The 21,544-nt window shown below is 58.8% G+C and carries 19 protein-coding genes; 14 read left to right on the forward strand and 5 right to left on the reverse strand.

Features of this window, described 5'->3' with window-relative positions:
- Positions 1–37 precede the first annotated feature (37 nt).
- The 5 genes from N8H74_RS18655 to N8H74_RS18675 all read left to right on the forward strand — a co-directional run bounded on the left by N8H74_RS18655 (position 38) and on the right by N8H74_RS18675 (position 5,645).
- Positions 38–778: an alanyl-tRNA editing protein gene (locus tag N8H74_RS18655; protein WP_262149353.1), complete on the forward strand. Its 741-nt coding sequence runs from the start codon at positions 38–40 to the stop codon at positions 776–778.
- Complete coding sequence (locus tag N8H74_RS18660; RefSeq protein WP_262149355.1) at positions 771–1,703, forward strand: hypothetical protein; 933 nt, start codon at positions 771–773, stop codon at positions 1,701–1,703. The genes N8H74_RS18655 and N8H74_RS18660 overlap by 8 nt, the downstream gene beginning before the upstream one ends.
- A gap of 107 nt (positions 1,704–1,810) precedes the next feature.
- On the forward strand, positions 1,811–3,193 hold the full coding sequence (locus N8H74_RS18665; RefSeq protein WP_262149357.1) for an FAD-linked oxidase C-terminal domain-containing protein: 1,383 nt from the start codon (positions 1,811–1,813) through the stop codon (positions 3,191–3,193).
- Between the two features lie 38 nt (positions 3,194–3,231).
- Positions 3,232–4,467, forward strand: a complete 1,236-nt coding sequence (locus tag N8H74_RS18670; protein WP_262149456.1) for an ATP-grasp domain-containing protein — start codon at positions 3,232–3,234, stop codon at positions 4,465–4,467.
- Positions 4,464–5,645, forward strand: coding sequence for an MFS transporter (locus N8H74_RS18675; RefSeq protein WP_262149359.1), 1,182 nt, complete (start codon positions 4,464–4,466; stop codon positions 5,643–5,645). Before N8H74_RS18670 ends, N8H74_RS18675 begins: the two co-directional genes overlap by 4 nt.
- A gap of 4 nt (positions 5,646–5,649) precedes the next feature.
- Here N8H74_RS18675 and N8H74_RS18680 read toward each other — a convergent pair whose 3' ends face one another.
- Positions 5,650–6,564 (reverse strand): LysR substrate-binding domain-containing protein, encoded by a 915-nt coding sequence (locus tag N8H74_RS18680; RefSeq protein WP_217830126.1) that lies wholly within the window; start codon positions 6,562–6,564, stop codon positions 5,650–5,652.
- Positions 6,565–6,807: 243 nt separating this feature from the next.
- On the opposite strand from N8H74_RS18680, the gene N8H74_RS18685 reads away from it, so the two are divergent.
- From N8H74_RS18685 to N8H74_RS18705, 5 genes are all read left to right on the forward strand, one after another.
- Positions 6,808–8,301 (forward strand): aldehyde dehydrogenase, encoded by a 1,494-nt coding sequence (locus N8H74_RS18685; RefSeq protein WP_262149361.1) that lies wholly within the window; start codon positions 6,808–6,810, stop codon positions 8,299–8,301.
- A 29-nt stretch (positions 8,302–8,330) separates the two neighbouring features.
- Entirely contained in the window at positions 8,331–9,701 is a 1,371-nt protein-coding gene (locus N8H74_RS18690) for an aspartate aminotransferase family protein (RefSeq protein WP_217830124.1), read from the forward strand.
- 345 nt (positions 9,702–10,046) lie between these two features.
- Positions 10,047–11,024, forward strand: a complete 978-nt coding sequence (locus tag N8H74_RS18695) for an ABC transporter substrate-binding protein (RefSeq protein WP_262149364.1) — start codon at positions 10,047–10,049, stop codon at positions 11,022–11,024.
- A 10-nt stretch (positions 11,025–11,034) separates the two neighbouring features.
- Positions 11,035–11,838 carry an ABC transporter permease gene (locus N8H74_RS18700; RefSeq protein ID WP_217830122.1) on the forward strand — a complete coding sequence of 268 codons (804 nt, stop codon included), beginning with the start codon at positions 11,035–11,037 and terminating at the stop codon, positions 11,836–11,838.
- On the forward strand, positions 11,826–12,662 hold the full coding sequence (locus N8H74_RS18705) for an ABC transporter ATP-binding protein (protein ID WP_217830121.1): 837 nt from the start codon (positions 11,826–11,828) through the stop codon (positions 12,660–12,662). The genes N8H74_RS18700 and N8H74_RS18705 overlap by 13 nt, the downstream gene beginning before the upstream one ends.
- A 158-nt stretch (positions 12,663–12,820) precedes the next feature.
- Here N8H74_RS18705 and N8H74_RS18710 read toward each other — a convergent pair whose 3' ends face one another.
- Positions 12,821–13,900, reverse strand: coding sequence for an endonuclease/exonuclease/phosphatase family protein (locus N8H74_RS18710; RefSeq protein ID WP_262149367.1), 1,080 nt, complete (start codon positions 13,898–13,900; stop codon positions 12,821–12,823).
- Between the two features lie 73 nt (positions 13,901–13,973).
- The gene (locus N8H74_RS18715; protein ID WP_217830119.1) at positions 13,974–14,648 is read right to left on the reverse strand and encodes a YciC family protein; all 675 of its coding nucleotides are present in this window, start codon (positions 14,646–14,648) and stop codon (positions 13,974–13,976) included.
- Between the two features lie 179 nt (positions 14,649–14,827).
- Between N8H74_RS18715 and N8H74_RS18720 the strand changes: the two genes are divergently transcribed.
- From N8H74_RS18720 to N8H74_RS18730, 3 genes are all read left to right on the forward strand, one after another.
- Entirely contained in the window at positions 14,828–15,583 is a 756-nt protein-coding gene (locus tag N8H74_RS18720) for a DUF2076 domain-containing protein (protein ID WP_262149369.1), read from the forward strand.
- A gap of 148 nt (positions 15,584–15,731) precedes the next feature.
- Positions 15,732–16,211 carry an NYN domain-containing protein gene (locus N8H74_RS18725; protein WP_217830117.1) on the forward strand — a complete coding sequence of 160 codons (480 nt, stop codon included), beginning with the start codon at positions 15,732–15,734 and terminating at the stop codon, positions 16,209–16,211.
- Positions 16,212–16,252: 41 nt separating this feature from the next.
- Positions 16,253–16,864: a 3'-5' exonuclease gene (locus N8H74_RS18730; protein WP_262149371.1), complete on the forward strand. Its 612-nt coding sequence runs from the start codon at positions 16,253–16,255 to the stop codon at positions 16,862–16,864.
- 35 nt (positions 16,865–16,899) lie between these two features.
- Here the strand turns inward: N8H74_RS18730 and N8H74_RS18735 are convergent, their stop codons facing one another.
- Complete coding sequence (locus N8H74_RS18735) at positions 16,900–19,803, reverse strand: KAP family NTPase (protein WP_262149373.1); 2,904 nt, start codon at positions 19,801–19,803, stop codon at positions 16,900–16,902.
- 144 nt (positions 19,804–19,947) lie between these two features.
- Entirely contained in the window at positions 19,948–20,400 is a 453-nt protein-coding gene (locus tag N8H74_RS18740; protein ID WP_262149375.1) for an Lrp/AsnC family transcriptional regulator, read from the reverse strand.
- A 163-nt stretch (positions 20,401–20,563) separates the two neighbouring features.
- On the opposite strand from N8H74_RS18740, the gene yedA reads away from it, so the two are divergent.
- Positions 20,564–21,499, forward strand: coding sequence for a drug/metabolite exporter YedA (gene yedA, locus N8H74_RS18745; RefSeq protein WP_262149377.1), 936 nt, complete (start codon positions 20,564–20,566; stop codon positions 21,497–21,499).
- Positions 21,500–21,544: the final 45 nt, after the last annotated feature.

Genomic DNA, 21,544 nt, shown 5'->3' on the forward strand with positions numbered 1-21,544 from the left:
GGCATCTCAATTCAGTGACACCGTACTCGAGGTAAACATGAGCGACACGCTGCCTTTATTTCACGAAAAGCCGTATCTGAAGCAACTGGAATGCCGCGTCGATCTGCTTGAGCGGGATGACGCCGGTCTGCCTTTTGCGCTCCTTGGCGAGACAGTTTTCTACCCGCAAGGAGGCGGACAGCTCGGAGATCGAGGTTTGCTGAACATCCAGGGCTCAGGGACGAGTGACGCGTTGCAGGCGTTGGAGATCGTGGCGACCCGCAAAAGGGACGATCAGATCAGGCACTACCTGAGTGTCGACGACGAGGCGTTCGCGCAGCTCAAGGAGCGGTTGATCGGCCAGCAGGCCACGGCAACGCTCGATTGGCCGTTGCGATATCATCAGATGCGTTTGCACTCGGCCATGCACTTGATGCACTGCATGCTTGAGGAGACGGTCGGGCGAGCCATTGCGCATCCGGTACGCTCTCCGCTGAGTGATGTCGGTGGGGAAAACCAATACGAATTCATCGGCGAATTCGACGAGGAAAGTCTGAGGCGGGCGACCGCTGCCTTGAACACGTTTTGCTCTGCAGGTCATGAGATTCGTACGGAAGCGGATACGAGCAAGGGACAGGGATTTCGTTGGTGGCAATGTGCGAACTGGTCGATCCCCTGCGGGGGCGTTCATGTGCGCAATACCCGGGAAATTGGCGTGGTAACTTCCAGTATGAAAATCAAGAAAAATACGACCAGAGTAATGGTCACCGTGTCGGCAGGGGCTGAAGAGCTTGGATAGTAAAAAGGCGTTTGGCGCGTTTCTCATGCAATGGCGGATCGAAACCGGGCATCTGAAGATCTCGACGTTTCTCGAGGAGGTCAATATCCCGTTTTCGGCCAACTACTACCGTGATGTCGAGGCCGGGAGAAAGTACCTGAGCATCGATGCGGCCGTTGAGTTGCATGACCATTTGGGTATCGACGCTTCAAGCAAAGTCAGCTTTGATTATTTTTGGCATTACTTCAGAGACCTGTTGCCTGCACACGTCCACGAGATGCTGTTCGGCAAGGGCGTCGAGGTCACGGACCTTTCCTCCAGGCTCGAGCTTCGGGAGCATGATTCGAAAATCCTGCGCCGGGCCTTGAGCCTGAGTCGCTATGAGCGAGAGTTCATCATCACCGAAGAAGTCATCGCGGCATTCGAAGAGAACTTCGAACTGCTGCCGCTGATGACGTATCTGTACATGGTGGACAGCGCTTCCGTCGCCGAAATCCGCCTGGTCTGCCATCAGCTCGGCCTGGTCTACGATCAGCGCACCGAGGACTTCTTGAACCTGGTCTCGAAAGAGCGCACGGCGCCTGAAGACCCGTTCGTTCGCCATGCGCCGACGTTGCGCATGCCTCGAACGGCCAGTGCGTTGAAGTTGAAGGATCAGTTCCTGCGTCATGAACTGGAGCGCTCGCTGCTCAAGCCCGAAAGAAGTGAATACTTCGATGTGTCGGGCTCTTTCAAATACAGCTCGATGGTGACCCTCAAGGACGCGGAAATCGAACAGATCCAGGATCGTCTGGTGGACCTGTTTTCTGTGATCGAAGTGCACAACAAGTCCGGCAGCCAGCTCGAGGACCCAGGCGCCCAGCCTTACTTCTTCGGACTGATCGTTTCCGGTCGTCCGGAGTATGACGGGCGCGCGGGACGTACAAAAAAGAAACCCGGGACCTGATCAATGATCCTCGCCATCGACCGCTCACAGGAGTGCGCGGAATGGCGCGGCGATCCGGCAGACCCAAAGAACTCTGGCAGTGATCAGTTAGAACAGGGACGAGACTAATGAATACTCTGGTTGTTGAAAAACTTCGTCAGTTGTTTGGCGAGCGCCTGAAGCTGGAACCCGGCATCCGCAAGCAATTCTGTCAGGCGCCGCCGGGGGTCGATCTGAGCCCACCCGATGCGGTCGTGAGCGTTTTCAGTGAAGAGGAAATCGTTCAGGTGGTGCGGCTGTGTCGCCAGCATGGCGTACCCCTGATCCCGGCCGGCGCGCGCTCATCCCTCGAAGGGCAGATCAACGCGCCCTGTGGCGGGGTGTGTATCGATTGTTCGCAGATGAACGCGATTCTCGACGTGAACACCATCGACATGACCGCCACCGTTCAGCCGGGCGTCACTCGGGAGCAACTCAACAGTTATCTGCGCGAGACGGGGCTGTTCTTTTCAGTCGATCCGGGTGCCAATGCCTCCATGGGCGGAATGGCGGCAACGCGCGCCTCGGGCACCAACTCCGTTCGTTACGGGACGATGGCCGCCAATGTCAAAGCGGCGCGCTGGGTCATGGCGGACGGGGCGGTGGCGCAAATCGGTTCCCGGGCACCGAAGTCGGCCATGGGCCTGGATCTGCTGGCAATCGCCGTGGGATCGGAAGGCACCCTCGGCATCTTCAGTGAGCTGGAAGTGCGGCTGCACCCCCAGCCGGAAGCCATCGTGGCCGGTGTCTGCGCATTTGACTCGGTCGACAACGCCGTACTGACCGTGGCCGGTGCGCTCGGCCAGGGCCTGTCGATTGCCCGCATCGAGTTGCTCGATGTCACGGCGGTTCGTGCGTGCAATGCCTATTCCCCCGCGCTGGATCTGCCGCAAACGCCCCATCTTTTCCTCGAGTTCCATGGGGACAGAGCCACTGTCGCAAGCAGCGTCGAGGCGTTCACCGATTGCGCCCGCGAGAACGGCGGACACGTCAGGATTTCCGAACGGCTTGAGGAACGCACTGCCTTGTGGAAGGCCCGACATGACGCCTGGTGGGCCTTCCACGCCTTCTACCAGGGGCGCAAGGGACTGGCCACCGATGTCTGCGTGCCGCTGTCGTGCCTGAGTGCCTGCATCAGCGCCACAGCGGCGGACATCGCCGACTCCGGCCTCGACGCGCCGCTGATCGGTCATGTCGGGGACGGCAATTTCCACCTGCTCATCATGCTTCAGGAAGGCGCGGATGAAAGCGAGGAAATCCAGGCGTTCCTCGCGCGGCTGTCGAGCCGGGCGCTGGCATTCGGCGGCACGGTCAGTGGCGAACACGGCGTCGGTCAGGGGAAAGTGAAATGGATGTCGGCGCAACACGGCGCCGCGCTGCCATTCATGCAGGCAATCAAGTCGGCACTGGATCCGGAGAACATTCTGAACCCCGGCAAGATGTATCAGTCACTGGCCGCCAGTGCCCGCTAGTTCTCGATTTTTCATTTTTAGGGATGGATGTGAAAGATATGCGTCAGATTCTGATCGTTGGCATCAACAAGGTTTCCATCAAATATGTTTGCGCGGCGATTCGCAGTGCGGGGTTCGAGCCGATCCTGTCCGTTGACCCTGCAGGTTTTCACGCGACGGCGAAAGCGGTGTTCGAAGGCGTGACCTGCATTCCGGCGTTCGCCGACAAAGAAGCCTTGTCCGCCTACTTGCGGGCCAATCAAGAGTTGGTCAGCCGGATTCACAGCATTACCACGTTCTTCGACGAGCTGTTCCCGATGGTCTCGGCGATTGCCGAGACGTTCGGCTTCAACGCGCCGCCAGCGGTATTTGCAAAGCTGTCGGCAAAGGAGTTCGTGGGCAGCCTGATACCCGAGCATGTGCCGGCCGAGTCCTGCCTTTCACTGGCAGACGGCGACTTCGTAATTCCCTGGCTGACACCGGGCGTGGACAACGACGTTGTCCTGAAACCTTCACTCGGCTCCGGCGCGGTGGCCACGACCCTTCTGTCGATCAAGGCGAATGATGATCCGGTCAGCGTGATCAGGTCCGCCATCCTCAACAGTGGCATTGAGGCTCCCGAGAGCATCGCCTGGATTGTCCAGGCGCATTGCGTGGGCGATCTCGTGAGCCTGGAGGGTTTCGTTCAGGAGGGACGGGTGGTTTTCCTCGGGCTGTCCAAGCGCGATCGTGTCGGCTTCACCGAGGTCGCCAACCGGTTTCCGGCCCACTCGCTGATTGCCCCGGACGTTCGCTCGAAAATCGAGACAGCGGTGCGGGACCTGATTTCGCGCTCGGGATTCGACAACGGGTTCTTTCATTGCGAGTTCATCGCGACGCCGTCCACGGCGTATCTGATTGACGCCAACATGGGCCGGCTGGGCGGTGCGAGCATCGTCGAGCAAATTGCATTGGCCTATGAACTGGACCCCGCAACCGTGCTCCAGCAGGTGGCGCTGCTGCCCTTGCGACTGCTCGAAAGCCGGCTCGAATACAAACCCGTCGAGCAGTGCCGCCCGACCCTGAGCTACTGGTATTGCCTGGACCACGAAGCCATCGTGCATGACTGGGAGCTGCCGCAACTGGCCTCCATTCACACGCCGATTGCCAATGTCGGCAGCGTGATCCAGCCCATCGGCACCTCTGACTATGCCTGGATCGGCATGCTCACCGGTTACGCCGAAGTCGTCGCGCGGGAGATCGGCCAAGTGCTTGTCCATACCGATCGTGGCCCTAGAAGTCCGGTATTCAAATGATCTATTTCGTCCGCTTTCTTTCGTCAGCCGCCTGGAGTTGTTTCTATCCGTTCATGGCCATCTGGCTCAATACCGCCGTAGGCCTGAGCACCAGCGCTGCCGGTATCGTCGTCGGGTTCGCGATTGTCTCGAACCGGATCGGCGCGCTGGCCTTTCAAGGGCTTCTGGACCGGGTCGACCGCCGCCGGGAAATTGCCCTGGCGTTAGCCTGTGTGGCCGTGGCGGCGCTGCTGATGCTGCTCACGGCGGCGATGGCGATCACCAACGTGTTCATCTGGGTGGCGCTGGTCGTGGTGTTTGGCGTGGCCAATTCGGTCGCCACGATTTCGCAGATCTCCTACATCGTTCAGTACTTTCGCGAGGGCGAACACGAGCGCGTGCTCTCCTACGAGAACGTCGCCGCGAACGCTGGCGCCGGTGTCGCGCCTTTTGTCGCTTCGTTGATCCTGGCCGGCGCCGGTTACTGGTTCGTGGCACTGCCATTGCTGTTGGGCGTGCTGGCGACCGCTTCCACGACGTTGATCCCTCATGTGGCGCGGTCGATGGGCCTGGCATCCGGTGGGGCTTCCACGCTGGATGGCGTTGAAACGTCCCCCAAAGTGATCGCATTCCTGGCGATCAATTTTCTGACCATGATTGGTTACGCGCAGTTTTATTACGTGTTTCCAACCTATGCGACCGAACGCTTTTCCAGCGAGCTGGTGGGCGTGCTGTTTCTGGTGGCCAGCGGGATCATCATTTTCACTCAGGTCTATGTCACGGCGCTTTCGCAACGGGTGTCGCGGCTGTGGCGGGTGATCGTCTCGAACCTGTTGATCGGAGCCGGATGCCTGTTGCTGATGATTTCCGCGCAAGCCCAGGCGATTCTGTTTGTCGTGGTGGTCTTCATCGTGATCGGCGAGATGATCTGCGGCCCGTTGTATCAGGCCCAGGCCGTAAAGATATGGCGAGGGCGCAGCTCGGTCGCCATGGCTGTGCAGACCTGTGTCTGGGGGGCGGCGGAGGCCACCGCCGCCGTGCTCGGGCTGCTGGCGGTGGCTCGGGAACTCAGCTTCATGTCCTTCCTGCTGGGATTCACCGCTTGTGTGGTCGCCGCCGTGGGGGCGTGGGTATCGATAGCCCTGAAGCGCCCGCTTATCGGCATCGAACTCGAGCAGCGTTCGCCCCAGGTTTCCTGAGGGGTCAGGCACTGGCCTGGGCGGTCAGTTGTTCCCGACAATAGTCGGCGAACAACTGCGCCGGTTTGGTCAGTTGCCCGCGCTTCAACCACGCCGCCACCAGCCCCGATCCGGTGACGTCTTCGACGATGTCCACGCACACGACTTTCTTGCCGTCGTAGGTGCATTCCGAGTGCGGTCGGGTCACCAGGATCGAGAAGCCGAAACCCTGGCCGACCATGCCGCGCACCATTTCGATCGACGGCGAGCTGAACTCGATACGGGGCGCCAGGCCCAGTTCTTCGAACAGGCTGACGAAGTAGGTGCGGCTCGGTTGCACGTCGAGCAGGATCATCGGTTCCAGGCACAGGTCGCGCAGCGACACTTGTTTGTGCTGGGCGAAGCGATGATCGGCCGGGAGCAGCGCGTAAGGCCGTTGCGCGGGCATCAGCGGTTCGGTTTCGATGGTGGCGTCGAGGTCGTGCTTGTACAGGATCGCCAGGTCGAATGCGCCCGAGGTCAGGCCTTGCACCAGCTCCTGTTGTTCGCCGTCGCGGATGCGGATCTTCACCCCCGGATACAGCGCCGAGAACCCGGCGATCAACTGCGGCAGGTACAGCGGTGCCACGGTTTCGAAGCAGCCGACGTCGATCTGCCCGGCCACCACGTCGTTGTCGGCCAGGGCGTTCTGTTCGAACTCTTTGGCCATGCGCAGCAGCTCCTGAGCCTTGCGGAAAAACCGCGCGCCGCTGGGTGTCAGGGACACCCCCTGGGCGTGATGACGGATCAGCAGTTGCACGCCGAAGCTGTCTTCCAGCCCTTTGATCGCCGTGGAAATCGCCGGCTGGGCGATGTACAGCTTGCGTGACGCTTCGGCGACGCTGCCGCACTCGACGGTGGTGATGAAGTATTTCAACTGACGCAAGTTGTAAGCGGCCACGGTAAACCTCAGGTCGAACGGATCTCGACATCCACGCAATTCATGTGCCGCCATCCTCCGTTCCAGCGACGCTATTTTTGTCCCTGAACAATAGCCTCATACGCGCGCGAGGGGGTTATCCACTGGTTAGCTTTTTCATTGTCTGCGAAGACATTTTTACTGGTTTTGCCTTGAGCGGGCCTGAGCGACTATCGATCACACAAGAAAAGGCTTCACCCCAAAAAGTCCAGGGAGCATCCGATCGTGTTCGAGCTTGCAGATTGGCAGCGCAAGGCCGCTGAGTTGAAGTTTCCCGCCCATGCCGTGATCGATGGCAAACACCGGGCGGCGCAGTCGGGGCAGACCTTTGCCGCGATCAACCCGGCGACCGGCCAGCGTCTGGCCGATGTCGCGGCATGTGGCGAGGAGGAGGTCGACGCGGCGGTGCGCAATGCGCGGCAGGTATTCGAAGCCGGCACCTGGGCCGGGCGATCGCCGGTGGAGCGCAAGCAGGTGTTGTTGAAACTGGCCGATCTGATCATGGCCAACCGCGAAGAGCTGGCATTGCTCGATTCGTTGAACATGGGCAAACCGGTGATGGACGCCTTCAACATCGACGTGCCGGGCGCCGCCGGGGTGTTTCGCTGGTACGCCGAAAGCCTCGACAAACTCTACGATCAGGTCGCGCCCAGTGCCTCGAACGTATTGGCGACCATCACCCGCGAAGCGCTGGGCGTGGTCGCCGCGGTAGTGCCGTGGAATTTTCCGCTGGATATGGCCGCGTGGAAACTCGCCCCGGCGCTGGCGGCGGGCAACTCGGTGATTCTCAAACCCGCCGAACAATCACCGTTTTCCGCATTGCGGCTGGCCGAGCTGGCGCTGGAGGCCGGGCTGCCGGCCGGTGTGCTGAACGTGCTGCCGGGGCTCGGCGAGCAGACCGGCAAGGCGCTGGGTCTGCACCCGGATGTCGATTGCCTGGTGTTCACCGGTTCGACCCAGGTCGGTAAATATTTCATGGAGTATTCGGCGCACTCCAACCTCAAGCAGGTGTGGCTGGAGTGCGGCGGCAAGAGCGCCAATCTGGTGTTCGCCGATTGCCAGGATCTGGATCTGGCGGCGCAGAAAGCCGCGTTCGGCATCTTCTTCAATCAGGGGGAAGTCTGTTCGGCCAACTCGCGGTTGCTGGTACAGCGTTCGATTCACGATGCGTTCGTCGAACGCCTCAAGGCCCAGGCCGAACGCTGGTTGCCGGGCGATCCGCTGGACCCGGCCAGTGCCGCCGGCGCCATCGTCGACGAGCGCCAGACCGCGAGTATTTTGCGTTTTATCGCCGAGGCCGAACGCGAAGGCGCGACCCGCGTCTGCGGCGGTCGACAACGGCACTTCAACGGTTCGGGCAACTTCATCGAACCGACGATCCTGACCGGCGTGCAGCCCCACATGCAGCTGTTTCGCGAAGAGGTGTTCGGCCCGGTGCTGGCCGTCATCCCGTTCGATGACGAGGCCCACGCCTTGCAACTGGCCAACGACAGCGTCTACGGTCTGGCGGCATCGTTGTGGACCGACGATCTGCACCGCGCGCACAGGGTGGCGCGGCAATTGCGAGCCGGAACGGTGTCGGTCAACAGCGTCGATGCACTGGACGTGACCGTGCCGTTCGGCGGCGGCAAGCAATCCGGTTTCGGCCGCGACCTGTCGCTGCATTCATTCGATAAATACACCCAGTTGAAAACCACCTGGTTTCAGCTGCGCTCATGAGCCGCTCATAAAAAGAAGGAGATCCGGCGATGACCAACCCACGTGAAACCCGCGACTACCAGGCCGCCGATGCAGCGCACCACATTCATGCGTTCGTCGACCAGAAGGCCCTCAACGACGAAGGCCCACGGGTGATGGTGCGCGGTGAGCGCCTGCATCTGTGGGACAACGACGGCCGGCGTTACCTCGATGGCATGTCCGGGCTGTGGTGTACCAACCTGGGTTACGGACGCCAGGACCTGAACGCCGCCGCGAGCCGGCAACTGGAGCAGTTGCCGTACTACAACATGTTTTTCCACACCACCCACCCGCAGGTCATCGAGCTGTCCGAGCTGTTGTTCAGCCTGTTGCCGGGGCACTACAGCCACGCGATCTACACCAACTCCGGTTCCGAGGCCAACGAGGTGCTGATCCGTACCGTGCGCCGTTACTGGCAGGTGCTGGGCAAGCCCGAGAAGAAAATCATGATCGGCCGCTGGAACGGTTACCACGGTTCGACCCTGGCCGCGACGGCGCTGGGCGGCATGAAATTCATGCACGAGATGGGCGGGATGATTCCCGACATCGCCCACATCGACGAGCCGTACTTCTTCGCTCACGAAGGCAACCTGACCCCGGCGGAGTTCGGTCTGCGTGCGGCCCGGCAACTGGAAGCGAAGATCCTCGAACTGGGCGCGGACAAGGTCGCCGGTTTCATCGCCGAACCGTTCCAGGGCGCGGGCGGGATGATCTTCCCGCCAGAGAGTTACTGGCCGGAAATCCAGCGCATCTGCCGCCAGTACGATGTGCTGTTGTGTGCCGACGAAGTGATCGGTGGCTTCGGCCGTACCGGTGAGTGGTTCGCCCACGAACACTTCGGTTTCCAGCCGGACACCCTGTCGATCGCCAAGGGTCTGACCTCCGGTTACATCCCGATGGGTGGCTTGATTCTGTCGAAGAAAATGGCGGATGTGCTGGTGGAGCAGGGCGGCGTCTTCGCCCATGGCCTGACCTATTCCGGGCATCCGGTGGCGGCAGCGGTGGCGATCGCCAACCTCAAGGCGTTGCGTGATGAAGGGGTGGTGACACGGGTCAAGGATGACATCGGCCCGTACCTGCAACAGTGCCTGCGCGAGGTGTTCGGCAATCACCCGCTGGTCGGCGACATTCAGGGCACCGGCATGGTCGCGGCGTTGCAACTGGCCGAGGACAAGGCCAGCCGCAAGCGTTTCGCCAATGAAAACGACATTGCCTGGCGCTGCCGCACGATCGGTTTCGAGGAAGGGGTGATCATTCGCTCGACGCTCGGGCGGATGATCATGGCGCCGGCGTTGATTGCCAGCCGCGAAGAAATCGATGAGCTGGTGGGCAAGACGCTGAAGGCGGTGGATCGTACGGCGCAGGAGTTCGGCCGGCTCTGAAACGCCTGCAAGGCTCAAGGGCCTCTTCGCGGGCAAGCACACTCCCCTGTGGGAGCGGGCTTGCCCGCGAAAGCGGTTGTCCGTTCGCCCGGTTTCCAACGTCTTGCACCTTCCTCGGGCACCCCCGCCTGTCGCGCCTTTTCGCAGTGCGCACTACCCAGTTTTTTCATCGTTCCCAGCCAACTATTTCCTCGTTTTCCTGAAGCCGGGCCTGGGTCAACATCGATTTCGCCAGCGCCATCGCTTGCCCCGCCAGAGTCCAACAGAGACCGCAGCAGGCAATCACCCGATGACCGCCGGCCGTACTGCCCATGACAACTAAATCAACAGCGTTGGGAGTGCTCCATGAACAAGTCCTTGTTTACCCGTCTTGCCTGTCCTCTGGCGGTTTCCGCCCTTTGCGCCACCGGCGCCCATGCCGGCACCTTGTCGATCGGCCATACCACCTGGGTCGGTTACGGCACGCTCTATCTGGCCCAGGATCTGGGCTACTTCAAGGAAAACGGCCTGACCGTCGAATTGCCGGTGGTCGAAGAAGCCTCGATGTACATGGCCGCCCAAGCCTCGGGCGAATTGTCCGGCTCGGCCTCGACCATCGACGAAGTGCTCAAGTACCGCCCGCAATTCTGCTTCAAGGCCGTGGCGGCGCTGGATGACAGCCACGGCGGCGACGGCGTGCTGGTCGGCAAGAATGTGAAGAGTCTGCAAGAGCTCAAAGGCCAGGCGGTGGCGGTCAATGAAGGTTCGACCTCGCAGTTCTGGCTGTCCTACCTGCTGAAAAAGAACGGCATGAGCATGAGTGACATCACCGTGCAGAACATGACCGCCGATGACGCCGCCACTGCGTTCATCGCCGGTCGAGTGCCGGCGGCGGTGACCTGGGAGCCGCATCTGTCGATGGTGCACGACAAGCAGCAGGGCAAGGTGCTGATCGACAGCAGCAGTACGCCGGGGGTGATCGTCGATGTGGTCGCGCTCAATTGCTCCGTCATCGAGAAGCAGCCGGAGGATGTGAAAGCGCTGGTCGCCGGTCTCTACAAGGCGGTGCAGTACACCAAGGATCACCCTGAGAAAGCCTACGAAATCATGGCCAAGGGGGTTGGCGGTTATCTGGCCGATCCCAAGGAGCTGGCCGCTGCCGCCAAAGGCGTGCGCTTCTACGATCAGGCGATGAGCGAAAAACTGCTCGGCGCACCGGGCAAGCCCGGCGACAGTGAACCGCTGATCAAACTCGCCAACGAGACCGCCAGCGAATTGCAGGGCAAGCCCTACAACGTCAGCAACGACGATCTGGTCGACAACCGTTTCGTCAGCCCGCTCTAGGAGGCCCGTCATGTTCAAGCGCAATTCATGGCTGAGCCGCTGCATCACGCCCAAGACCGGTTTGCCGGTGTCGGTGGTGTGGAGCGCCAGCGGCCTGGCCTGGGTGTTGTTGGTCGGCCTGTGGGCCGGGTTGTCCTACGGTGGCATCGTGCCGGGGATGTTTCTGCCGACGCCGGGGGCGGTGGTTGAAGCCGCCCTGCGCCTGACCCGCGACGGGACGCTGGGCCTGCATGTGTGGGCCAGTGTCGAAGTGGTGATGGTCGGGTTTATCGTGTCGTCGCTGGTGGCGGTGCCGCTGGGGCTGCTGATGGGCAGCTTCCGCATCGTTCAGGCGTTCCTCGAACCGCTGGTGAACTTCATCCGCTACCTGCCGGTGACCTCGTTCGTGCCGCTGTTCATCCTGTGGATCGGCATCGGTCTGGAACAGCGGGTTTCGGTGATTATCTTCGGCGTGTTCTTCCAGCAACTGGTGATGGTCGCCGACGTCTCCAAAGGCATCTCCAAGGATCTGATCAACGCCTCCTACACCCTCGGCTCCAATCGCCGCGACGCGGTGTTGCATGTAATCGCTCCGGCGTCCCTGCCGGGCGTGCTCGACACCCTGCGGGTGACCATGGGCTGGGCCTGGACCTACCTGGTGGTCGCTGAACTGGTCGCCGCCTCCAGCGGCCTGGGTTATCTGAGCCTGAAGGCCATGCGCGGTTTTCAGGTCGATGTGATTTTTCTCGCCATCGCGATCATCGGCCTGCTGGGCCTGGTCACCGATCAACTGTTCCGCTTTCTGCGTTTGAGGATTGCCGCATGGGCTCAGTAACCGCCGCCAATCATCGTTTCATCGAGCCTGTCGTGCAGCCGGCACACGCGGCCCCACGGTTGCAGGTGGACAAGGTCAGCCTGAGTTACACCAAGCCCGGCGGCGGCACGTTTACCGCGCTGGAGCAGGTGTCGTTCGAAGTGCCGGATCAGCAGTTCGCGGTGCTGGTCGGGCCGTCGGGTTGCGGCAAGTCGAGCCTGCTGTATCTCACCGCCGGTCTGGCCGAGCCGACGTCCGGCGAGATCTACGTCGGTGGTCAGCAAGTGCAGGGGCCGGGTGCGGATCGCGGGATGGTGTTCCAGAGCTACACGTTGTTTCCGTGGCTGACGGTGCGGCAGAACGTCGAGTTCGGCCTCAAGCGCCGGGGCATGCCGGCGGCGAAGCGCAAGGAAATCGTCGATCACTACGTTCACGAAGTCGGCCTCGACGGCTTTGCCGACAACTACGCCAAGCAGTTGTCCGGCGGCATGATGCAACGGGTGGCGATTGCCCGGGCGCTGGCCAACGATCCGCAGATCCTGCTGATGGACGAGCCCTTCGGCGCCCTCGACAGCCAGACCCGCTTGCAGATGCAGCAACTGCTGTTGCGGGTGTGGGGCAACAGCAAGAAAACCGTGCTGTTCGTCACCCACGACATCGACGAGGCGATCCTGCTCGGCGACCGGGTCTACGTGATGGGCGCGAGGCCTGGGCGGATCAAGCAGATTCTCGATGTGCCGATCGAACGACCACGCACGCTGGACATGGTCATGGAGCGCTCATTCATCGACATGAAGCGGCAGATCTTCGGCCTGCTGCACGACGACCTCGAAGAGACCCACTAAGGCACCCGTGGGAGCTGAACAGATAGTCGGTGTGGCCCCGGAACCCGTGGGAGCGAGCTTGCTCGCGAAGGCGTCGGGTCAGCCAATATGGATGTTGAATGACAGGACGCCTTCGTGGGCAAGCCCACTCCCACATGGAGCGGAGAGGATGCTTTGTTCTAGGGCGCAGCGGGCAGGAGGAATCGGGCGATCACCGGCAAATGGTCGGAGATGCGCAGGGTGTCGTCCTGGCGCACGGTGGCTTCGACCCGTTTGATCTTCGGGCTGTAGAACAGGTAGTCGACCGTGCGATCCGGGCCGTTGAGGCCCGGGTCGTTGGGGTAGTGGGTCAGCCAGTTGGCGCGGTCGATGCCGCTGGCTTCGTTGTTGGTCGGGATCATCGGGTATTTGTCCCACAACAGGTGCAGCGCGCTGTCGACGGAGTAGGGCGTGCGCTGTTCGGCGGGCAAACGTTGGTACTGGCCGAGCGGCAGCAGGTTGAAATCACCGCCGATCAGCCATGGCAGGCCGTGGCTCTCATACTTGTCGAGTACCTTGGTCACCGCCGCGACTTGTTTCTGCAAAGTGTCGTCGGGCTGGCTGGCGCGATCCAGATGAGTGTTGAGCACGGTCAGTTGTCCGCCATCGCTGAGCGGCAGGGTGGTGACCAGCAGGGCATCCTTGGGCTGGAACTGACGGCTGATGACATTGGCCGGCGCAACCGGCAACTGCACGCGTTCGGCATGCTCGATGCGATAACGGCTGAGGGTGGCGAGTTGTCGGCCGACGCTGCCGAAGACATGCGGATCGGGGACGAAGTCGGCCTTCCAGTCGAAGGCGTGGGCGCTGCACGGATACAGATCGGCGACCCGTTCCTGCAACAGTTTCAACTGGTTTTGATAGTCGCTGGCCTTGGCGCCGTCATCCAGCTCCTGCAACAGCACCACATCCGGTTGCTCATCGCGGATCACCCGCGCCACTTCGTCGAGGCTGAACGCCATGTCTTCGGGTGTCGGTGCTTCATCGTCGCCCTGGGCCAGATCATTCCAGAACACATAGCGCTTGCCCGCCAGGTACTGCACGTTCCAGGTCATCACTTTCAGCGCCTGGCCGGGCACCAGCGTCGGCGGTTTGCCGGTGCAACTGACCGGCAGGGTTTCCCGGGCGTCGGGGCGCCAGGTCAGGCTGAAAATCGCCAGTCCGGCGACGATGATGGCCAACACAACGAACAGCAGCAGGTAGCGCAGTAGACGGGTCATGGCTCGGCTTATAGCGATACGAAAGTGCTCCCGAGCATACCCGAGTGAGCCACAGCGCCCAAGGCCGAAGCGGTCAGGCCGATCCGATCCGTTTGTCAGGCAATTCGCTGATCAACATGAACAGGCGGAACAGCACCACGCTGGTGAACAGTTGCAGGAAGCTGTGGCCGCTGTCGATCAACACCGCCAGCAACGGGTTCTGCGGCTCGGGATAGAGTTGCAGGGTCAAACCCTTGAGCAGCCACAGCGGCCCCATCACACACAGGATGCACACCAGAATCCGCAGGAAATGCCCACGGCTCAGGCGCAGGCTTTCCTTCATTGCCTGCAACGGATTGAGGCCGCGCAGCACCAGCAGGTATTCGCCGAACGCCAGCGTCACCATCAGCCACAGGCCCGGCAGGAAATACAGCGACAGGCCCAGCAGGATCAGCAACGTATTGAGGGCGGTGAGCAACGCGAAGCGTGGCCACAGACGCGCGGCCATCGCCAGCAGGTCGAGGGTGGCCGGGGATTCGCCACGGGTGCGGGCGTCGAGGAACAGAATCAGCGCGCCGGTGTACAGCGGATAGACCAGCAGGCCGACGATCACGCTGATCGCCGAATAACCGTCCGGGTCGCTGGCGCGATCCACCACCTGTTGCAGCGCCGCTTCGAAAATCACCAGCGGCAGGCACAACTGGACGATACGGCCCAGGTGGCGTTTGAAGAAATACAGAGAGTCGCGCAGCACATCAAAGGCATTCATACAGGGGTAATCGCAGGTCAAAAGCAGTGGCCCACTTTAACCGATGATTCGCGAGGCGTCGCAAACGTAAACGTTCGGTAAAGACCATTGAAACATCCTGTCACCGTCTCCATTACGGATAAGCACCTGGTCCAGCGTGGACGAGGGCAACGTTATCCCCGGCAATCTACGAGGTCGCCATGAACAGCGAAGAGCAAACCCTGATCGATGGACTGTTTTCCCGGCTGCAACAGGCCGAAACGGAGGCAGCCCCGCGCGACGCCCAGGCCGAGGCGCGGATCAAGGAACACCTGACGCGCCAGCCGGCGGCAGGTTATTTCATGACTCAGGCGATTCTGGTGCAGGAGTCTGCCCTCAAGAGCCTCGATGAACAGAACAAGCAACTGACCCAGCAAGTCCAGCGTCTGCAGGCCGAACTGCAAGCGGCCAAGGCCCAGAGTGCGGCCCCGGCGTCGAGCGGCGGTGGTTTCCTGTCGAGCATTTTTGGCGGCAGCCCGCGTCCGGCGCCGGCCCAGACGCCTGCGCCGTCCTCCGGTGGCTGGCGTGAGCCGGCACCGCAGCAGAACTTCGCGGCGCCTGCACCGCAACAGAACTTCGGCGCCGCGCCACCCAACTACGCCCCGCAACAAGCGGCCCCGGCGGCGGGCAGCAGCTTCCTCGGCGGCGCGCTGAAAACCGCTGCCGGCGTCGCGGGTGGCGTGATGCTGGCACAAGGCATCAGCAGCCTGTTCAGCCACCACCAGCAGCCAGAGGAAATCGTCGAGGTCATCAAGGAAGAGCCGGCCCAGGTCAACGACCAGGGCAACAACGGTTGGGGCGATGACCAGCGCATGGCCAACAACGACGCCTGGAACAATAACCAGGGCGGCTTTAGCGACACCGACTACAACGATGACAACTCATCGTTCTTCGATGACGACGACTCCTTCGTCTGATTCATCGCGTAACCTGCGGTGAGGGCCGGCGCCCTCACCGCACGGCCGATTATTCGCGGAACCTTCCTTCGGGCTGGCATACTGAGCGCCTTTTTCGGGCCTGGCGCCTGATCCCGCTTCGAGCGCTTGTGCGCCCACAGGAACTCCGGTGAAAAAAATCGCAGTGTTCGCCGACGTGCAGAACCTCTACTACACCGTGCGTCAGGCCTATGGTTGCCATTTCAACTACGCGGCGCTGTGGGCGGACATCAGTAAGCAGGGCCAGATCGTCGAGGCCTACGCCTACGCCATCGATCGCGGCGACAGCAAACAACAGCAGTTCCAGCAGATCCTGCGCAACCTCGGTTTCACCGTAAAACTCAAACCCTACATCCAGCGCAGCGACGGCTCGGCCAAGGGCGACTGGGACGTGGGCATCACCCTGGACATCATGGACGCCGCCGATCACGTCGACGAAATCGTCCTGGCCTCCGGTGACGGTGATTTCGACATGCTGCTGGAACGCATCATCAATAAACACGGCGTACAAGCCGTGGCCTACGGCGTACCCGGCCTGACCGCCAACTCGCTGATCCGCGCCGCCAGCCGTTATGTGCCGATTGAAGGCGCACTGCTGTTGAAAAATTGAGCACAAGCTCAAGCATTGATTTGAACGGAGTACCACCCGGTTTGGAACGCATTGCAGTCATCGACTTTGAAACCACCGGCATCTCGCCAAGCAGCAGCTGCCGGGCCACGGAAATCGCCGTGGTCATGCTGGAAAACGGCCGCATCGTCGAGCGTTACCAAAGCCTGATGAACGCCGGCGTGCGTGTCCCGGCCTTCATCGAACAACTGACCGGCATCAGCAACGCCATGCTGCGCACCGCGCCCTCGGCCGAGCAGGTGATGAACGAGGTCAACGAATTCGTCGGTTGCACCCCGCTGCTGGCGCACAACGCCGCGTTCGACCAGAAGTTCTGGGATTTCGAACTGGGCCGGATCAGACGCACACGCCTGCAGAACTTCGCCTGCTCGTTGCTGCTGGCCCGGCGGTTGATGCCGGCGGCGCCGAATCACAAGCTAGGCACACTGACGACCTACGCTCGTCTGCCCCACACCGGCCAGGCGCACCGGGCGATGGCGGATGCGGAGATGGCGGCGAACCTGCTGGCACATTTAGCTGAAGAGTTGCGTCACAAGCACGGCGTGCGGGAGTTGAGCCATGATCTGCTTTGCAAGTTGCAGAAGGTGCCCGCCGCCAAAGTCGGCGAGCACTTGCAGCGCTATCGTGGTTGTTAGAGTCTGCGAAATCTTACAAAGTTGAAACTCCCCAGCTATTTCCCTGCTTCGCTGGGAAGGAATTTACGCTCTAGTGCTCGGAAAATCGGAGGCAAGTCGTAATGAAAACTGAGTGTCGAGTGGGTCTTATGCACCGCTCTTTCGGAGGATTTTGAAAGCTCTCTTTTTATGCTTTTGTAGTGCGTCATCCAGTAAGTTTCAAGGTCGTCTTTTTCGATATTATTGAGGATGGTAGATAGACTGGTTTCGTAAGTGTTGTCGTCGGAATCTCTTGTGGTATTGCTTGTGAATAGCAAAAGGTATTCCGCAAAATAAATGTAACCATTCGGGGTTGTAGGATTAAAGCAAGTGGAAAACAAGTAATTGGAAAATTTTCTTGAAATACCATATTCGTCAGCGTTTCCGCTTTCGTCATAGACCCCGAAATCTCCGATAATTCTATTGCCCAGCTGGCTGGTGATAGAAAGTTTTATTTCACATCTCTTCTGTTCCGCTTTTAACTCCCACGAGCTGGTGTCGTCGAGAGATTTTATGTCGTGCCCAAGAAGTTCCTCAATTGTTATGGAGCTTATTTCGTCAAAAATATTTATCTTGTTGTCGATGTACTGGCGTCGGAAAATACTGAATATAGTATGGCTAAGCTCTCTGGCTTGATTTTTTTGTGTGTCGTATTTTGAGGCTAAAGTCTGACTTTCATTGCCGTGGATGTAGAGGGAACGCCAAAGATTTTCATGCTTGGTCTGGACGGTGCAATGGTATCGGATGTTCAGAAGGTCGTGAAAACCAAGTAGTCCTCGACTCTCTTTGGCGATCCTGTCAATGATCCCAGGTTGACTATTATTTTTATCCCCGTATAAGAGGTTGATGATGGAAAGTTCGGCAGTTGAGAGCCTGGGATGAGTTTTTTTATCCGGGCTTGTAATGCACTCATCAAGGATTTTTGTTATCAGGTTGGCAGCAGTGGTTCGGAATTCGTTGAAGTGTTCGTTGCGTAATAAAGAATAGTTTGGAAGTTTTTCTATAAAGTAAGTAATAAGTTTTTTTGCTTGTTCTGTCTCAAGTGAGGAAAAGTGATTTGAGACTATTCGCCAAAGCTCCTCTTGCCCCTTTTCATTATTCAGTGGGGCGTTTTTTGATATTTCGTCAAGATATGATTTTAAATTTTTGGTTTTGAATATTTCGTCTTTCTTATTTAAGTGTGAGCGGTGGGACTTCTCGGACATTGGTCTGGAAATTTTTGCGATGAGGTCAAGGTAGTTCTCAAGGGGGCGTCGCTGTCCTTGGAAAAACGCCCTTGAAGCACGATCAGGCTCTGTGAAGGAGGCGTTTGAAGAGTCTGGCATTTCAAATGTCTTGGTAAGCAGAAAAATCTGATTTGGATGATTCAAACTGCTCTTGTATTCATTGTAGAAAGTTGAATGCTGCAGGTTGTTTTCGTGCGTTGAGCTGAAGTTTCCATATTTTCCGCTGGTCTCAGTGTCATGGATTTTTCGGAAGATTGCAGGGTAGTAAATATATAGAAAGACTAGATGAAGCAGGTCGCGCGGGTTGAAGTCGTGCTCGTTGAAGTCAACTTTATCAATGTCCAGCAACATTAACGTATTGATGACTCGTTTTATTTTTCGAATGTCACCGATGAATGGTGTGTATAGATGAGAGTCCCTGCTCGTTATAAGGGTGGAAATCTCATTGGTTACCCGTTTGAGTTGGGCGCTCGCTTCGTTGGAAAGGTTGAATACGTTGTTAACGGATTGCCCGAAGTAGCGAGCTACGAAGTTGGTAAGGTCTTGAGCATTGAGAAACAGGCTGGTTTTTATATTTACAAATTTTTCGAGGAATTCTAGGGTTTTCTCTGAGTCAGGGTTTTCTGCAGAGGCGATAATGTTGGTGGTGTCATAGCAAAGCACATAAGAGATATTTGATAGTTTGAAGCTGCGTTTTATAGAAAATAATATGCTTTTGATGGATGACCAGTGCAGTCGATCTAAGTCGTCAATAATGACGATAACTCGTGTGTTGAGATTTTTTAGCGTTTTTTCCAGCTCCTTGAGCGTTGAGTCTATGGTGTCGTTGTTGAGTGATAGTGTTCTTTTTATGTCCAGAAGTGAGATGTGTTTTTTATCTTTTACAAGGTTCTCGTAACGTTTGAAGAGGGGGCGCAAGGAAGGAGCGAATACGTGCTGCTGAATTGTTCCGATAAGGTCGTCAATGAATTTTTCAGTGAGATCTACGCCTTCTTCGTAACGTAGAGGTTCAAAGCGGTGAATGATAGGAGGGCTTTTTGGTCGCTTTTTCCAATGGTCGCAGCAAAAATTTACGAAAGTTGATTTACCTGATCCCCATGGAGCATCTATACCAAAAACCAAGCTTTCCGAGGAACCACCATTCAGTACTCGGTCCGAAAAAATATAGGCCCGCTCCTTTAAATCCAGCAGATCATCCTCTATTTTTTCGAGTTCGCGGTCACTCATGAAGTAAGGGGTGCTTTCCTTATTTTTAATCAGGCGCAATGAGGCTTTAGTCATCGTAACCCAAGCAATGATCAGGGGGGAGATAGCGATGCAGGTAAGTTGTGAGAAGTTCAGTTTCTCCAGATGCTTTGCATAGAGTTCATTTCCGAGTCCGTCACTGCTATAGGATAGATAAACACCCAGCGAAAAAGCTGCTGCCAGATCTACCCGTGCGCTCTTGTACAGTTTTCCAAGTTCCAGGCAGGCGCCTCGACTGGCCGCGTAAAGCAGGCAAGTGAATAAAGCAAGCCCCGAAATTAGTAGAACGTAAACGCTTAGATCCGTGGTCGACAGATGCTTATTCAACAGGATGCCGATGATCTTGCCGACGGTCCAGGCTTCCCCACTAAGTATCCCCGCGAAGAAAAATTGCAGCAATGGCGTGATCTCGCTGGCACGGAGTTCTTTGCTGTATTCCGAAAAGCGCATTCTCTTTCCCTGTGAATTGGTAGTTTTCGCTTGAGCGGGCGATTAGGTTGCTATCTTTGCACCAATCGTGAATGTTATCTGTGCCATCACACTTTCCAAAGTCGCAAAAAATGCAAATGTTGAAGCATGACCGCAGACGAGTTGCTATCGATTACCTCCTTCGATATGCGCCAGCGGCACCCGCTTCTCTATCGCACTCGACAACACAATCGATGTCTTGCTGAACCCGAATTTCGCCACCCGGTTGATCAGCTCTTCCAGCTCGATCATCGAACCCACCGCCGCCTGCATGATCACGCACGGATCACCTGTGACCCGGTGGCACTCTGTCAGTTGCGGAATTCTGATCAGTTCGTCATACACCTTCGGGTTGCCGTGCTGGTTCAGGCGCAGTTCGATGACGCACTGGATCGGCAGGCCGAGTTTGGCCATGTCGACTTTCGCCTGGTAGCCGGTGATCACGCCAGAAGCCTCCAGCTTGGCCACGCGCTCGGCCACGGCGGGGGCAGAAAGGTTCACTTTGCGCGCCAGGTCGGCGTAGGACGCGCGACCGTTTTCCAGCAGGGCGCTGAGCAGCATGCGATCGTATTTGTCCATGGTGAACTTCCTGAAAACGCCAGACTTTCGAAATCGTGGTTTATGCCGCCGATCTCCGTGATTTCAAAAGTGTACCGGCGCTATAAACAGGTTTTGTAACTTATTTTTGCTGCTGAGCCTTTTTAGAATAGCCATTCTCCCTGCCTTGATGTCGAGTTGCCCCATGTCTGCCGTGCGCCGTTTTTCCTTGCCGCTGATCGCCGCGTTTTTTGCGCTGTATGTGATTTGGGGATCGACCTATCTGGTGATCCGCATCGGCGTTGAATACTGGCCGCCGCTGATGCTCGGTGGTGTGCGCTTCGTCATCGCCGGCAGCCTGATGTATGCCTTCCTGCGCTGGCGCGGGGCGCCGGCACCGACCTGGGCGCAATGGAAGGCGGCGGGGATCATCGGCATTCTGTTGCTCAGTTTCGGTAACGGTGCGGTGACGTTGGCCGAGCACAGTGGGGTGGCATCGGGTGTTGCCGCGCTGGCGGTGGCGACGGTGCCGCTGTTCACCTTGCTCTGTGGTTATTTCTGGGGCGCGCGCAATACTCGCCTGGAATGGGCCGGGGTAGCGATGGGGATACTCGGTATCGCGATGCTCAACATGGGCTCCAACCTGCAATCGAGTCCGCTGGGGGCGGCGTTGCTGATTTTCGCGGCGGCGAGTTGGGCGTTCGGTTCGGTGTGGAGCAAACACTTGCCGTTGCCCCAGGGCGCGATGGCCAGTGCCGTGGAAATGCTGGTCGGCGGTGTGGTGCTGCTGATCGGCAGCGCGGCCAGCGGTGAACACCTGCAGGCCATGCCGCCACTGGAAGGCTGGCTGGCGCTGGCCTACCTGATTTTCTTCGGCTCGATCATCGCCTTCAACGCTTACATGTATCTGTTGAAAAACGTCCGTCCGGCGGCAGCCACCAGTTATGCCTACGTCAACCCGGCGGTGGCGGTGTTGCTGGGGATCGTGTTTGTCGGTGAAACCATCGGGATCGAAGAGGCGCTGGCGATGCTGGTGATCATCGGTGCGGTGGTGCTGATCGGCCTGCCACAGTGGCGTCGCCCGGCGCAGCCGCCAGTCGTAGCGCCGACAGCCGTGCCGACGGAACAGCGTGTGAATTAGGGTAAACTGCGCGCCATCGCACACTTGCTCTGATTTTTCCTACGG

Origin of the sequence: Pseudomonas sp. B2M1-30 (assembly GCF_025447575.1) — a bacterium.
Lineage (GTDB): Bacteria > Pseudomonadota > Gammaproteobacteria > Pseudomonadales > Pseudomonadaceae > Aquipseudomonas > Aquipseudomonas botevensis.